A 15,257-nucleotide genomic window follows, 5' to 3' on the forward strand; every position below is an offset into this window, starting at 1 on the left:
GGAGAGATGAGAGACGAAGTGCTGCAGCTATGGCCGGAGATTGAATGGATCGAGGACACCGTGCTCCGGGGGAAAGTTACGGACTGCTGGGAATACGCCATCGAGAACAGTCCTCTTTCGCCGGAAGATCTCAGAAATATCCCTTTCTCTCTTCTGGTCGAGGACTGCAAGATATCTTTCATGAACCATAAGCGAACGGCTGTTCATCTTGCAGTGGAAATCGCCAAAATCATGCAACAGAATTTTGGAGATGAGATCTCCATCGACATGGATACCTTGATCGCCGGGGCCATTCTCATGGACGTGGGAAAGCTATTTGAGTACGAGATAGTTGACAGAAAGCTGACCACGAGTGACTCAGGGAAAATCCTCCGCCATCCCTTTAGCGGGGTAGGCATTGCAGCGCGCTTTGGGATTCCGCCCGGAGTCCAGCACATCATCGCCACGCACTCAAAGGAAGGTGATTTCGGGGAAAGAACCGTTGAGAGCATCATCGCCCATCACGCGGATTTCGTCACCTTTGAACCGTTTAGGAGATGACTTGATACTGGATACTGGATGCTTGATGCTGGATACTCGACGCCGGATAGGAAGGCTCTAGGTTGACCTACAGGGAATTGGAGGTTTGGCAGATGGCAAAAGATTTGGCGGTTGACATTCATTCGATGACCTTAAATGAATTACCCAAATTCGAAATGTTCGAAGAGGGAGGACAAATCAGGAAGTCAATCAAATCGGTTAAATCAAATATCGCGGAAGGGTACGGTAGGCGACGTTACAAACAGGAGTTCATTCGATTTCTACATTTTGCCCTTGCCTCCAATGACGAGACTTTGGATCATCTCGACACGCTTTTTGCTACTCAATCATTGAAAGATCAATCATTGTATGACGAACTGTGTTCGAGGCTCGAAGTATTGGGCAAGAAACTCAATCAATTTATTCGTTCAGTTGGGGAATCTCATGTCAGTGCCAAGTAATGACCGATCCAGAATCCAGTATCCAGTATCCAGGAATCAGAATCTGGTCGAAAAAATCGTTCAGCGGTATGCCTCTGAGACCAGCGAGAGTGATTATGTTCACCGCGGGGATTACGTTTTCATCCGACCGGCCCATGTGATGACTCACGACAATACGGGTGCGGTGATGGGGAAGTTCATGAAAATGGGGAAGGAGAAAATGGCCGATCCCCGTCAGGTTGTTTTCGCCCTGGATCACAATGTTCAGGACAAGAGTAAAGAGAATCTTGAGAAGTACCGGAGGATTGAGGAATTCGCAAAGGAGATGGAGGTAGATTTCTACCCCGCCGGTCGGGGAATCGGTCATCAGATCCTCTGTGAGGAGGGATACGCTTGGCCTGGCACGATGGTGGTGGCGGCGGACAGTCATTCTAACATGTACGGTGGTCTCGGGTGTCTCGGGACCCCTGTGGTCCGTACCGACGCGGCGGCCATCTGGGCCTCGGGAACGACCTGGTGGCAGGTGCCGCCGGTTGCCAGGGTATCACTGTCCGGGAAGCTCCGGCCGGGAGTGGTGGGTAAAGATGTGATTGTCACTCTCTGTGGTGTCTTTAACCATGACGAAATGTTGAATCACGCGATTGAGTTTTCCGGAGAAGGCATCTCTCATCTGAGTCTCAACGACCGTTTGACCATAGCCAACATGACCACGGAGTGGGGAGCCCTTGCGGGATTATTTCCCGTGGATGATGTGACCCTCTCGTGGCTCCGTTCCCGTACCAGGTTTGTGGAAAAGCGGGGTCCCGCAGGCGTCCCGTCCGATGTCGACGGTAAAGATATTCACTCTCGCCTCAACGACAGGCGAATTGAGGCTCTGGAAAGGGATGTTCTAGAGGCCGATCCTGATGCCTTCTACTCAGTGGAACTCACTCTCGATCTTTCCACTGTTCGCCCCTACGTATCGGGACCTGACCATGTTAAGGTGACGGAGAGTGTAACGGAAATTGAAAGAAAGAATATCAGGATTGACAAGGCATATCTTGTATCCTGCGTGAACAGCAGGGTAGAAGATCTCGCCGAAGCGGCGGAGGTAGTCCGGGGGAGAAAAGTTGCAGCAAGCACCGAATTCTATATTGCGGCGGCATCGAGCGAAGTTCAGGCTGAAAGCAAAAGACGCGGTGACTGGCAGGTTTTGGTCGAGGCGGGTGCAATTCCCCTGCCGCCGGGATGCGGGCCGTGCATAGGTCTGGGAATTGGTCTTCTGGAACCAGGTGAGGTGGGGATTTCCGCGACCAATCGGAATTTCAAAGGTCGCATGGGATCCCGTGAGGCGCAGGCCTACCTGGCATCTCCTTCTGTCGTGACTGCCTCCGCCATTGCCGGCAAGATTACCGCTCCGAAAGAATTTGACCGCGTGGACCTTCGAACAAGTGTGACCCTTCGTGAGGAAGAAAAAAATGGTGGTGTTCGAGCAACTCTACTGCCTGGATTCCCCAAACGGATGGAGGGAGAATTGGTTTTATGCCATCAGGATAATCTCAATACCGATGGCATCTTTCCGGGCAAGTACACCTATATTGATGACTTCACAGCTGAGCAACAAGCCCAGGTGGTGATGGAGAACTACGATCCTGAATTTGCCAACGTTATCAGTGCGGGAGACATACTGGTGGGGGGATTCAATTTTGGAACCGGGAGTTCCAGGGAGCAGGCTGCTACGGCTCTGAAATACCGTGGCATACAATCGGTGATAGCGGGTTCATACAGTGCCACTTATAGCCGAAACGCCCTGAACAACGGGTTTCTTCTCCTGGTCGCTCCCGGGTTGGTGCGTCATCTGAAGGACCGATTTGGAGATGAAAAATTGACGGTTCGAACAGGGATTCGTGCTCGGATCGATTTTGAGAATTCAACCATGACAGCAGACCAGAAAACGTACACTTTTGCCCCTGTGGGAACCACCGCCCAGGAACTTGTTCTTGCGGGGGGATTGGAGATGTGGGTGGGCAACCGATGAGCGCTCTCGCCCGCTGGATCGTTCGCCAGCTGTTTCCACAGCTGTCCCACATTTCCAGAGAAACTCTGGCTGGGATTCCGTCGGGGAGAGCAAAGATTGGGAGGGTTGAGGGGTGGTTTGCCACTATCGTCAACATTGTTCTTTTTGTGGTTAAGCTACTGCTGGCGGTATCGATTCAGAGCATTGCCCTCATGGCCGACGCGTTTCACACCCTGGCAGACGCTTTAAGTTCCCTCATTATCGTTGTCACTTTCGGGGTGACAGAAAAGCCTGCGGACGTGGAACACCCTTACGGTCACGGCAGAGCCGAGTATATCGCCACACTGATTCTTTCCATTCTCATCGTGGTAACGGGCGTGGAATTCATCCGCTCCTCAACGGAACGGGTCGTTTCACCGGCTATTCTGCATTCTTCGCTCCTGGTAATCGGTATCGTGCTCGGGACAGTCGTGATTAAGGAAATGCTGGCCAGACTTTGCCTCCGTCTCGCCGAGCTCACGGACTCGGACACCCTCAAAGCCGATGCCTGGCATCACCGGTCAGACGTATTCTCGTCTCTCGCTCCCATCGCGTCAATTCTACTGGCCAATGGTGGTAGGGCACAGTGGGATGGGATCCTGGGAGTGGGTGTGGGTTTCTTTGTTATTTGGATAGGCTATTCCGTGGGCCGAAATGCCATCGATTCTTTGCTGGGAAAACCTCCGGGACCGGAACTTCATGAGACGATACAGTCTGAAGCTCAAACCATGGAAGGGGTCATCGATATTCACAGCATTGTGGTTCACAGTTACGGAATCAAGAGATTCGTATCCCTTCACATGGAGGTGGATGAAAACCAATCTCAAAGAGATTCACACAAACTGGCGAGCCGCCTCATGAGGAGTCTGAGTCAGTCGCTCGGGGCGCATGTCGTCGTTCATGTGGACCCAGTCACCGCAAGAGGCGAAAAGGCCGACCTTGTCAAGAGAGGTTTGAAAGAATTGGTGAATCTTCACCCGGGGGTTAGTTCCTATCACGATCTTCGTCTGGTTCACGGGAGAGGTCGGGACCTGATACTGGTGAAACTTGCGGTGGAAGCGCGCCTCTCCCGTGATGAGCGAAAGAAAATAAGAAGTATTCTCTCTGGAACTTTGAGGAAGAGGTTTCCGGAATTCGACAACCGGATCAGGCTCATTTCGCCTGTCCATGATTACTAAGTTGACCAATTTACTGGCCACAGAGGTCACGGAGCATATGAATTTGCCATTAAAGACCTTACTTCTATTCGATTCCCAAACAGCGTATTTGGATTCCAATCGCGTAACGTTTTGTCAAGTTTATGTTTAATTCTCTCTGTTCTCTGTGGCTCCAGGCGAATCTCATCTCAAGATCCTTTGGAAGATCCTGTGGATACTTTGGTCTAAGTTGAGGAAGTAAAATGGCAGAATATCGGATCGCGTGGCTTCCCGGTGATGGTGTGGGGCACGATGTGATGGAGTGCGCCCGGCTGATTCTGGATACTATGAATTTTGATGGGGAATACATTCATGGGGACATCGGCTGGGAATTCTGGAAGTCCGAAGGAAACGCCTTTCCCGATCGGACGAAAACTCTGATGCGGGAAACACACTGTGCCCTTTTCGGTGCCATTACGTCGAAGCCCAAGGATGAGGCAGCGAAAGAGCTGTCACCGGAACTCAAGGAGAAGGGGTTTGTCTACTTCAGCCCTATCGTGCAGCTGCGACAGGAGTTCAACCTTCACACGAACCTACGCCCCTGCAAAGCCTATCCAGGGAATTCTCTCAACTACCGTGAGGGGATTGACATCGCCATTTTCCGCGAGAACACGGAAGGGATGTATGGAGGTGTGGAATTCTTCCCTCTCCCTGGGGAAGTGTTTGATGCGCTGGACGCGAACCATCCGAAGATGAAAAAGTTTGAAAAGTTTGGACTCAACAACATTGCACTGTCAACTCGCATCATGACGAAACAGGCGTGTGAAAACATTGCGGTTCAGGCTTTCGAGTACGCAAGAAAGTCCGGTCGAAGGTCGGTCACGGTGGTGGACAAGCCCAACGTGCTCCGGGAAACCGGCGGACTCATGATTCGAACGGCCAGGGAGGTGTCCAGAAGGTACCCGGCGATTGAGTTGGGGGAGACAAATATCGATGCGCAGTGCATGTGGCTCGTGAAGAATCCTGAAGACTATGAAGTGATCGTGGCTGAGAATATGTTTGGAGATATCCTTTCGGATCTCTGTGCTCAACTGGTGGGGGGGCTCGGCTTTGCTTGCTCCGCTAATATAGGAGATGATTACGCGGTGTTCGAACCCACCCATGGCTCCGCTCCCAAATATGCGGGCCAGTATAAAGTCAATCCCATGGCCATGCTTCTTTCGGTGAAAATGATGTTCGAATGGCTCGGAGAACGGGAGAAGGCCGTTGGCCTGGAACGTGCTGTGGCAGAGGTCATTGCAGAGGGGAAGGTGAGGACTTACGATATGGGAGGAAGCAGTACGAGTCTCGAGGTGGCGGAGGAAATAGCCAGGAAGTTAAAGGGATCATGATGGAGAGCATATCGAGACAGCTTGCACGTTTTGCCATCGGTCTTGAGTATGATGATTTTCCTGAGGAGGTGGTTAATGAGGTAAAGAGATTCCTTTACGACTCAATTGGCTGTGCCTACGGTGGGTATCACACCAGAGATGTGAACATCATCCGCAATATCTACTCGCGTACGGGAGGTAAGAAAGAGGCCACCGTGATCGGGTTTGGCGATGGAATGTCGGCCATTAATGCCACGCTCGTTAATTCTTTGATGATCAGAGCCTTGGATTATAACGACATTTACTGGAAAGAAGATCCCAGTCACCCTTCTGACCTTATTCCTGCTGCCCTCGCGGTGGGTGAGCTGGTGAATGCTCCCATGAAGGATGTCATTGTGGCCATAGTTCTGGGATATGAATTCGAGATGCGACTCTGTGAATTCGCGGTCCCGGGGATAAGGGAGAGAAAATGGCATCACGCCACCCTGACGCAGTTCGTCGCCCCCATCGTAGCCGGAAAACTCCTTGATTTGACAGAAGATCAACTGGTCAACGCCATAGGGGTTTCAGCCAGTCACAATTACACTGTGGGAGCTCCCACTGCCGGTCATCTCACCATGATGAAGAACACGGTTGATCCCATGGCTGTTCAGGCTGGAGTGCTGGCGGCTCTCATGGCCGAGAAGGGTTTCACCGGCACCGAGGAAGTGTTCGAGGGCAAGGAGGGGTTTATGGATATCTTCGGGCCCGAGTGGGACGTAGAAAAACTCGTGGGGAGTTTAGGGAATTCTTTCAAGATATTGGAGTGTTCCATGAAGGCGTTCCCTACGGAAGCCCTGACCCACACTCATCTTTCCGCCACGTTGAAAGTGGTAACCGAGGAAAACATCAGACCTGAGGATATTGAAGAGGTGATAGTGACAACTGTTGCCAGGGCGTGCGACATCCTGTTTGATCCTAAGAAATATGAACCGAGAACTCGAGAGACGGCTGATCATTCCCTCCCTTATTGTTTGGCTTGGGCCATTCTTGACCGGGAGATTACCACGGCCAGTTTTAGCGAGGAAAAGATCAACGACCCCCGGTTGACAAAACTCATCCACAAAATTAAGGGAGAGGCGAGCGAGAAATTCGAGCGGATGTTTCCGGACAAACAGCCTTCCCGGGTTACCATTCGTACGAAAGATGAACGGGAATTCTCGGCCTATCTTGAATATCCAAAGGGAGATCCCAGGGAACCCATGACCCTGGAGGACTTGCAGGCGAAGTTCAATGCACTGTCGGCGGATCTCCTCTCAGAGGATGACCTGGAAGAGGTGCGGAAGATGGTTTTTTCTTGCGAGGAGATAGGCAGCGTCCGAGAGTTTATGAATGGGCTGCCCGTCTCACGGACCGGCCATGAATCATCTTGAGAGTCAAATTCTTGTCAAAAAGAGTCATCGTACCTGAAAGCCCGGCTACGATACGGAGCACCGTCAGACTTCTCGAACATCGGCAATTTCCTCTGAAGAGAGTGTCAGCCGGGTTGAATTATCTAGCTTGTGGATGATAGCCTCTCCGTCCTGGGCTACGCCTTCGAAGATCCCCATCGCGTTTTCCCCTTTCCAGTTGAAACTGACCGTCTTTCCAATGTGTGAGCAACGATTTTCCCAGTCAGAGATTATTGACGAAGCATCGCCGGACTTCAAACCGGCGTACCGCCGTTCAAGGGAATTGAGGGTCCAGGCCAGAATCAGTTCTCGCTGCGCCGGTGACTGCTTCTCAATAGCGATGGAGGTCGTGATATTCCGTATTGACTCGGGAAATTCACTTTGGGACTCGTTTACATTGATTCCGATTCCCGCGATGGCCGAGGTCATCACATCTCCCTGGAATCTTGTCTCCAAAAGGATGCCTCCGCACTTCTTCCCGGAAAGGAGCACATCATTGGGCCATTTGAGTTGGGAGACCAGCCGAAAATTTTCAATGGCATCGGTGACAGCAAGTCCGACGGCAAGAGAAAGCACTCCTGCAGGTTTTCCCCGCATATTCGGTTTCAGGATGACTGAGAATGCCAGTCCTTTCCCCGGACCTGAGAACCAGGATTCCCCATGGCGGCCCCGGCCGGCCGTCTGGTTATCGGTGAGGATCAGAGTCCCCTCTTCCGCCCCTTCTTCGAGCAATTTCCGTGCCTCCAGGTTGGTGGAGTCCACCCTCGTGTAGTATTCGATCTCCCGGCCGAGAATCTGGGTCTGAAGATTTGCTGTGACGAGTTGAGTGAACAACATTAAATCAAGAACCAAGTAACCAGTAAGCAGTCCCGAGGCATCGGGATCTCCGCTGCGCTCCGATTGGCAGTAGCAGTCCCGAGCGGTCGGGATCTCCGCTACGCTTCGATTGGCAGTCAGTAGTCAGATCACTCATCCATTCTCCATTTCTCCATTCCTCCATTTCTCCTCCTCCACAGGAGACCCTACGGGTCAAGGGAGTTCCTACGGAACAATTCTCCAGTTGTCCATTCTCCAATCTTCAATAATCAATATTCAATTTGCTTCGTATTCACCATAAACACCACGCAACGTATCAGAAATTTCTCCCAGAGTCGTGCGGACTTTTACCGCTTGTATCAAGTAGGGAAGGAGGTTCTCGTCATTCGTTGCCGCCGTGGCGAGGGATTCCCTTGAAGATGCCACGGCGAGGTTGTCACGCGTCCGTTTGAATTTCTTGACGCGATCGATCTGTTTTGCCGTCGCCCCGGGATCGATACTTAACGTGTCAGGTTCACCGTTCACATCTGAAACAAACTTGTTTACACCCACGACGATGCGTTTGCCACTATCCACGCCTCTCTGGTACTCCAGGGCGCTCCGGATTATCTCATTTTGAATGAATCCTTTTTCGATAGCTTTTACGGCACCTCCTATTTCGTCAATCTTCTCAATAATTGTCCTGGCCTCTTTTTCAATCCTGTCGGTGAGTTCTTCCACGTGATAGGAACCCCCCAGGGGATCCACCGCGTGGGTTACTCCGGTCTCGTAAGCGAGGACTTGTTGGGTCCGGAGTGCGAGCTGGACCGACTTCTCTGTGGGGAGTGCCAGTGCTTCATCCTGAGCGTTGGTATGGAGAGATTGGGCGCCACCCAGGACCGCTGCCAGAGCTTCCACGGCAGTTCTCACCACATTGTTACCCACCTGCCGCGCAGCGAGCGTCGATCCGGCGGTCTGCACATGAAAGCGGCACATCATGGATCTGGGGTTCTTCGCGGAAAACCTGTTCTTCATTATCGTCGCCCACAAGCGACGAGCGGCGCGGAATTTTGCCACCTCTTCAAACAGGTCCAAATGGGCGTTGAAAAAGAAGGAGATACGAGGGGCAAAATCGTCCACGCTGAGTCCACGGTGGAGAGCTTCTTGAACGTAGGCAATGGCGTTCGCAAAGGTGAAAGCGAGTTCCTGGGATGCCGTCGAACCGGCTTCTCGAATGTGATAACCCGAAACGGAAATGGTGTTCCACTTTGGCATCTTCTCATGACAGAATTCGAAAGTATCGGTAACGATCTTCAAACTTTCCCGGGCGGGGAAAATGTGAGTTCCCCGGGCAACGTATTCCTTCAGAATATCGTTCTGAATGGTGCCCCGCAGCTTCGAAAGTGGAATACTCTGGCTTTCCGCAATGGCAACATAAAAGGCGAGAAGAATCGCCGCGGTAGAATTGATGGTCATTGAAGTGGAAATCCGGTCGAGAAGGATGCCGTCAAAGAGGCGCTCCATGTCTTCGAGGGTTGAAATGGGAACCCCCACACGTCCCACTTCCCCTTCAGCTTTCCGGTGGTCCGAATCGTAGCCCATCTGGGTGGGAAGGTCAAATGCGACTGAGAGCCCCGTAACACCTTGCTCCAGCAGGTATTGAAACCGCCTGTTGGATTCCTCTGCAGAGGTGAAGCCTGCATACTGCCGCATGGTCCAGAGCCGTTCCCGGTACATATTGGAGTAGATGCCCCGGGTGTAAGGGAATTCACCGGCCTTTTCACGTGTCATGGATTCAGGGGGGCTAAGTAAATTGGCGCTCCTTCTTGATTTGCTGGTAGGCGTCGTTGATGGCTTTGAACTTGTCTTCCGCCAGTTTCTGCAGATCGTCTCCCAGGTGCTGAACCTTATCCGGATGGTATTTGTTGGCCATTTTGCGGTAAGCTCGTTTGATTTGATCCGCAGGAGAATCGGAATCGACCTCAAGGATTCGATACGCGGAGGACGGATCAGAAACGAACATGGCTTTGATGGACTCGAAGTCGGCCTGGGAAACTCCAAGGTATCCCGCAATCTTCTGGATGGCGTCAACCTCAGCCGGGTGAACCCGTTGATCCGCTTTGGACAGGCCGAAGAGTACATGAATCATCTCCAGGCGGCTCGGATGATCCATCCGACTCTTGATCTGGCGGCAGACGGAGGCAAGAGAATAATCCTGTTCAAGAATATCGTGGAAGAGGATCATCATGTCATTTGTATTCCGCTGGCCGAAATTCTGTTTCAGGAATTGTTTCACGTATTCAAGTTCGGATTTCAGAAGTTGCTTGTCAGCCTTCATGACATGGGCGAACAAAACGAGAAGCGAGACTGCAAAGTCACCAGGCCTTGTTCTGGGGTATCCAGAACTACTTCCCCAGCCCATGCGGACGGAGGACGTCCCTCCGCCCTTGCGGTCCTCGCTCATGGTGGCCAGGGCGTACCCCACAATGGCACCGATTGGTCCCCCGAGCGCCCAGCCCAGGCCACCCCACAACAGTCGACTACCGATTCCCATCCTTATCAGGGGTGATGGAAACCAATATGGCATTCTTTTCCACGGATTGTCCCTGGGAAGCCGCCACGTCTCCTACTTCACCGGAAATGGAGGATACAATCTCATTCTCCATCTTCATCGCCTCCAATATCATCAATTTATCCCCTCTCTTCACCATCTGACCGGGCTCCACGAAAACAGCCGAAATAAGTCCGGGGATAGGCGCTCTGACCTCACCCCGGGAGTGAACCGATACATCACTGATTCCAAATCGCTCAAGGAGAAGGTCAGTTTCATCCTTGATCTTTACCTGGTAGGTGTGCTGATCTATTACAACTTTATAGCCATCGGATTGTTCCGTAACACTCAGGTGGTGAGATTGACCGCCCGTGAGAATCGAATAAGAATGGGGCGTCAGACGCACACAATCCCAATCTTCATGTGAACGGTTGAGCTGCACTGTGATTGTGTCCCCCCTCTTCTCAATGTGGAAAGTGAGTTCCGTTCCGTCAATCGTAGCCCGGAATTTCACCGAAGTGCGTCCTTTCGGCCGGAGGACTTCCATATGGACCGGGGAGATGCAGGCCTTCCGTTGATCTTCGTCTTATTCCCCAGGTCTGACCTGTGGATGGCAGTCAAAACGGAGGCGATTTGGTGGTGAATCCTCCTCTTTTTGTCTCCGTCTTTCCTGAGATTCCCTGTTTCCGCGGAGATGAACTCCGTGTCATAGTCCCCGGAGCGGAAACCGGGATGGGAGAGGACGGCCAGACAGAATGGTATCGTGGTTTGTACCCCCATGATATGGCATTCCTTGAGGGCGCGTCTCATTCTGCTTATGGCTTCACCGCGATTCTTTCCCCAGGCCACGAGCTTCCCCAGGATCGGATCGTAGTGAGGAGTGATACGTTGACCGACCCTGATGCCGTGATCGAAACGAATTCCAAACCCGCCGGGAATGTCCAGTTCAGCGATGGTCCCAGTGCTGGGAATGAAATCGGCGAATCCGTCTTCAGCATAGACCCGGCATTCAATGGCATGACCGAGATAGTCACCCTGGTCACCTTCAATGGAGAGCGTCTCCCCGTCTGCCACCCGAATCTGCTCCCGCACCAGATCGATTCCTGTAATCATCTCCGTAACAGGATGTTCCACCTGAAGGCGCGTGTTCATTTCAAGGAAATAGAAATTCTTGTTTCCATCAACCAGAAACTCAACGGTTCCCACCCCTGTGTACCCGGAACGGCGGGTGATGGCCACAGCAGACTGGGCCATCTTTCGCCATAGTTTGTTATCGATAAACGTAGAGGGCGACTCCTCGATCAATTTCTGGTATCTGCGCTGAATGGAACACTCTCGTTCCCTCAAAGGAACGCAGTGACCGTGAGAATCGGCCATAACTTGGATTTCAATGTGACGAGGTCGTTGAAGTAGTTTTTCGATGAAGACCCTTCGGTCGGAGAATGAGGAGGCAGATTCGGACATTGCCCTTTCAAGGGCCCCTGGTAATTCTTCTGTGGAGTTCACGATTCTAATTCCTTTTCCACCACCTCCGCCCACCGCCTTCACCATGACGGGGAACCCTATGATTCGGGCAAGCTCAATCGCTCCGGTTTTTTCGACCACTGGCATTTCCGACCCTGGCACCACGGGAACGCCTTCCTCCATGGCCAGCTTCCTCGCCGAGACCTTGTCTCCCATCTTTGCCATGGCATCGGTGGGAGGGCCGATCCACGTAAAACCTGCTTCCCGAACCGCCGCAGCAAACTCCCCATTTTCTGACAGGAAACCGTAACCGGGATGAACAGCGTCGGCTCCGCTCGACTTCGCCACGTCAAGAATTTTCTCCGCCCGGAGATAGCTCCTTGCGGAAGGGGCAGATCCGATCGGAAAGGCCTCCGTGGCCAAGAGGACGTGGGGTGACGAACGATCGACGTCTGAGAAGACGGCCACCGTGTGTATGCCCATTTCATGACAGGTGCGGATAATTCGAACCGCGATCTCCCCGCGGTTGGCGATGAGGACTTTCTTAATCATCGAAAAAAGATAAGAAGTATAATTTTTCTGCGAAAGTCATATATTCGGTGCCATGAATCAATTCCTGGATCGATTCAAGATTCGGCTTGTACTCTGGTGGTTTCGACTAACGGGAAAACTGAAGCCGAAAGGCGACCTTCTGGCCATTCGCCGGGAGGGATCGGGCGTGGGAAGTGCCCTGATTATTCTGCCCAAGGGACGGGATGACTCCCGCATTGCCCGGTATTTCCTCAAATCCCTTAAGCCTGACGGCAAAGTGGATCTCCGCATTCTGATGGACAACAGCCTCTATCACAGCATTACGGAGACGCCTCCTGCTACGGTTGAAACTTACAGCGCAGACGATGTTAGCTGGTTCTCTCTTCCTAAAAGAGATCTTATCCGTCGCATCCTTGCGAACAAGTATCATGCCGTGGTGGATATGCATCCCTCCTTCAATCTCTCAACGGCCTACCTTACCTACCTTTCGGGAGCCCCTCTCCGCGTGGGTTTCTCCAGTAGATTTTCAGGGAAATTCTTTAACATTGAAATTGAGCGGAAGAGTAACCACTTTATCGAACAGAGTTATCTCTCCATCCAGAAGCTGTTGAACCTGTGAACGTTTACGTATACGAAAACCGCGACGAAGCGTTGAACCTGGAACCCATTGCTCTCACGCGTCCCGGCTTCGACTTGAGGTGTGGAGCGTTCACTTTTCTTGAAAGAATCCAGCGTCTCTCTCACGGATCGACCCTTTCCGTCTTTGTGAGGGATGAGCTCACCGAAGTCACCCGTGAAAGATTCTCCGATGTGGTAGTGAATCCTCAGGATGTCACTAAGGGGATCTGGCTAAACGGAATCTTTCTGTGGCGGCGTGAGTTCATGGATGAACTCCGTTCATCATCAAACACCGTGCTTCGCTGCGGTGAAAGGGTTGTAGGGGTGTCCCTGGACGAAGAAAAGGGACGAGCTTGGGTTGAAAGGGGAAGTCCCGTGTTCGAACCGCCCGACAAATCCCTCCCTTCGAAGGAGATATCTGCCGAGCCTGTCGCCTATCTTTGGGACTGTGTGAATCTCAATGGAACAGCGCTTCGCCAGGACGCTGATTTCTTTGAGCTTGGTAGAAAGAATGGTGGGGTCGACCAGGGCGTCCATCTTCTCAATCCGTCCTCTATTTATGTAGGAAAGGGGTCAAGAGTCAAGGCGGGGGCGGTCCTCGACGCTGCGGATGGTCCCATTATCATCGGAGAAAATGTGACCGTTCTCTCCGGCGCCTGTCTTGAGGGTCCCCTTTTCGTTGGCGACAAAAGTGTCATCAAGGTGGGGGCCAAGATTTATGGAGAAACGTCGGTGGGGCCTGGATGCAAGGTGGGAGGTGAAGTGGAGGAAGCCATTTTTCAGAGCTGGAGTAATAAACAGCATGATGGATTCCTCGGTCACGCCTATATCGGTGAATGGGTAAACGTGGGTGCGGACACAAACAATAGCGACCTCAAGAACAACTACTCTCCCGTTAAGGTGATGATCAACGGCAGAGTCGTGGATACAGGATCACTATTCGTTGGACTTTTTCTCGGGGATCATTCCAAGACGGGTATCAATACGATGTTCAACACAGGTACCGCTGTGGGGCCCGCCTGCAACATAGTGGGCTCAGGATTTCCTTCCAAATCGATTCCTCCCTTTTCCTGGGTAGTGGATGGAAAGATCCAAACCCATCTCTTTGAAAAATTTGTGGAAACTGCCAGGGCGGTCAAGAATAGACGGGACCAGTCTTTCTCATCCGCAGAGGAAAAACTCTATCGCCGCTTATTCAAAGGGCGTTCCGCCTGAACTCCTCTCTGGTTTCCACACCCATCCCCAAAAATGTTGTTGACGACGGTACGACCGGCGATTATATTAACGCTCCGAAATCAGGAACGAATAGGTTTATTATGACACTCGAAGGCATCATCTGTCCCGAATGCAGCGTTCCTCTTCACGAGGATGAGCTGCGAGAGTCACTTGTCTGCCCAAGCTGCAAAACGGATCTCAAATCACCCAAGTACCTTGACTTTATTGAATACCTCGTTGCCAACGGGATCGTTAGCGACATAGACTTTTTCGACACCAAGTTGTACAGCGACGAAATCGAAAGACTCGACCCTTCTGATCAGGAAGAGGTGGATCCCCAGGATTATGAAAAGAAGAAAGACACATTTTCACTCTTCGAAAATGAAATAGAATCCATCCAGGAAGACGAATCCGATGACATGGACTCGTGGGAAGGCCTCGAGGAAGACTGGGAGGAATTCAATAGGCGAGATGCGGAAGAAGACGCAGGAGGAAAATGAGTAAAGAGAGAGAACAGAAGATCAACATTGAACTGGATGAAAAAGTGGGCAGCGGAGAGTATGCGAATTTTGCGGTGATAACCCACTCTCCCGCAGAATTTGTCATGGATTTTGTCCGGCTTCTGCCGGGAATGCCCAAGGCGAAGGTAAATTCCCGGATTATCATGGCACCCTCCCATGCGAAGGCTTTTCTGAATGCACTTACCGATAATATTCTTCGGCACGAGAAGAAATACGGCGAAATCAAGGTTCCATCCAAGGATTCATTCTCTCCGTTTGGATTCAAACCCCCGAAAGGCACGCTTCCAAATTGATCGTCGCCGAACGTGCCAGGCCGTACTGGAGACGGCAGACTTGCAGTAGGGGAAGTTATGGGGATTAGCCAGGAACTGCTGGATATCCTCTGCTGCCCGGAAACCAAGGAGGCCGTCCATCTCATCTCTGAACAAGAGTCCGAGAGAATCAATGCCGCTATCTCCAGCGGCACCGTGAAGAAGCGCAGCGGCGAGACCGAAACGGAAAAAATCGACACCGGTCTTCTCAGGGAGGACGGGAAGTATCTCTATCCAATTCGTGAAGACATCCCTGTCATGCTCATTGACGAGGCCATCGATATGGCCACGGTGAAGTCAGGCTCGAGCCTGGATTAACCT

At 51.9% G+C, this 15,257-nt stretch carries 16 protein-coding genes; 11 read left to right on the forward strand and 5 right to left on the reverse strand.

Going from position 1 to position 15,257, the window contains the following annotated elements:
* Window positions 1-6 precede the first annotated feature (6 nt).
* The 6 genes from V3U24_07155 to V3U24_07180 all read left to right on the forward strand — a co-directional run bounded on the left by V3U24_07155 (window position 7) and on the right by V3U24_07180 (window position 6,912).
* Window positions 7-540: an HD domain-containing protein gene (locus V3U24_07155; GenBank protein ID MEE9167219.1), complete on the forward strand. Its 534-nt coding sequence runs from the start codon at window positions 7-9 to the stop codon at window positions 538-540.
* 77 nt (window positions 541-617) lie between these two features.
* Window positions 618-980: a four helix bundle protein gene (locus V3U24_07160; protein MEE9167220.1), complete on the forward strand. Its 363-nt coding sequence runs from the start codon at window positions 618-620 to the stop codon at window positions 978-980.
* Window positions 964-2,976 (forward strand): homoaconitase, encoded by a 2,013-nt coding sequence (gene lysF, locus V3U24_07165; protein ID MEE9167221.1) that lies wholly within the window; start codon window positions 964-966, stop codon window positions 2,974-2,976. The genes V3U24_07160 and lysF overlap by 17 nt, the downstream gene beginning before the upstream one ends.
* Window positions 2,973-4,172: a cation diffusion facilitator family transporter gene (locus V3U24_07170; protein ID MEE9167222.1), complete on the forward strand. Its 1,200-nt coding sequence runs from the start codon at window positions 2,973-2,975 to the stop codon at window positions 4,170-4,172. The genes lysF and V3U24_07170 overlap by 4 nt, the downstream gene beginning before the upstream one ends.
* A 221-nt stretch (window positions 4,173-4,393) precedes the next feature.
* Complete coding sequence (locus tag V3U24_07175) at window positions 4,394-5,521, forward strand: isocitrate/isopropylmalate dehydrogenase family protein (GenBank protein MEE9167223.1); 1,128 nt, start codon at window positions 4,394-4,396, stop codon at window positions 5,519-5,521.
* Entirely contained in the window at window positions 5,518-6,912 is a 1,395-nt protein-coding gene (locus V3U24_07180) for an MmgE/PrpD family protein (GenBank protein MEE9167224.1), read from the forward strand. The genes V3U24_07175 and V3U24_07180 overlap by 4 nt, the downstream gene beginning before the upstream one ends.
* A 63-nt stretch (window positions 6,913-6,975) precedes the next feature.
* Here V3U24_07180 and V3U24_07185 read toward each other — a convergent pair whose 3' ends face one another.
* From V3U24_07185 to V3U24_07205, 5 genes are all read right to left on the reverse strand, one after another.
* Window positions 6,976-7,767 (reverse strand): biotin--[acetyl-CoA-carboxylase] ligase, encoded by a 792-nt coding sequence (locus tag V3U24_07185; GenBank protein ID MEE9167225.1) that lies wholly within the window; start codon window positions 7,765-7,767, stop codon window positions 6,976-6,978.
* A 255-nt stretch (window positions 7,768-8,022) separates the two neighbouring features.
* Window positions 8,023-9,516: a methylmalonyl-CoA mutase family protein gene (locus tag V3U24_07190; protein ID MEE9167226.1), complete on the reverse strand. Its 1,494-nt coding sequence runs from the start codon at window positions 9,514-9,516 to the stop codon at window positions 8,023-8,025.
* Window positions 9,517-9,529: 13 nt separating this feature from the next.
* Window positions 9,530-10,312: a TerB family tellurite resistance protein gene (locus tag V3U24_07195; GenBank protein ID MEE9167227.1), complete on the reverse strand. Its 783-nt coding sequence runs from the start codon at window positions 10,310-10,312 to the stop codon at window positions 9,530-9,532.
* Window positions 10,266-10,790: an acetyl-CoA carboxylase biotin carboxyl carrier protein subunit gene (locus tag V3U24_07200; GenBank protein MEE9167228.1), complete on the reverse strand. Its 525-nt coding sequence runs from the start codon at window positions 10,788-10,790 to the stop codon at window positions 10,266-10,268. Before V3U24_07200 ends, V3U24_07195 begins: the two co-directional genes overlap by 47 nt.
* Window positions 10,787-12,292, reverse strand: coding sequence for an acetyl-CoA carboxylase biotin carboxylase subunit (locus V3U24_07205; GenBank protein MEE9167229.1), 1,506 nt, complete (start codon window positions 12,290-12,292; stop codon window positions 10,787-10,789). The genes V3U24_07200 and V3U24_07205 overlap by 4 nt, the downstream gene beginning before the upstream one ends.
* A gap of 52 nt (window positions 12,293-12,344) precedes the next feature.
* Between V3U24_07205 and V3U24_07210 the strand changes: the two genes are divergently transcribed.
* From V3U24_07210 to V3U24_07230, 5 genes are all read left to right on the forward strand, one after another.
* A complete protein-coding gene (locus tag V3U24_07210) occupies window positions 12,345-12,890 on the forward strand; it encodes a hypothetical protein (protein MEE9167230.1) in 546 nt (181 codons plus the stop codon).
* Window positions 12,887-14,104, forward strand: coding sequence for a putative sugar nucleotidyl transferase (locus V3U24_07215; GenBank protein ID MEE9167231.1), 1,218 nt, complete (start codon window positions 12,887-12,889; stop codon window positions 14,102-14,104). The genes V3U24_07210 and V3U24_07215 overlap by 4 nt, the downstream gene beginning before the upstream one ends.
* Before the next feature lie 101 nt (window positions 14,105-14,205).
* Window positions 14,206-14,604 (forward strand): hypothetical protein, encoded by a 399-nt coding sequence (locus V3U24_07220; protein ID MEE9167232.1) that lies wholly within the window; start codon window positions 14,206-14,208, stop codon window positions 14,602-14,604.
* Entirely contained in the window at window positions 14,601-14,918 is a 318-nt protein-coding gene (locus tag V3U24_07225) for a DUF3467 domain-containing protein (GenBank protein ID MEE9167233.1), read from the forward strand. Before V3U24_07220 ends, V3U24_07225 begins: the two co-directional genes overlap by 4 nt.
* 57 nt (window positions 14,919-14,975) lie before the next feature.
* Window positions 14,976-15,254 (forward strand): hypothetical protein, encoded by a 279-nt coding sequence (locus tag V3U24_07230; GenBank protein MEE9167234.1) that lies wholly within the window; start codon window positions 14,976-14,978, stop codon window positions 15,252-15,254.
* Window positions 15,255-15,257: the final 3 nt, after the last annotated feature.

The sequence above is a fragment of the Candidatus Neomarinimicrobiota bacterium genome, from assembly GCA_036476315.1.
In the GTDB taxonomy this organism is placed as follows: Bacteria; Fidelibacterota; Marinisomatia; order Marinisomatales; family S15-B10; genus JAZGBI01.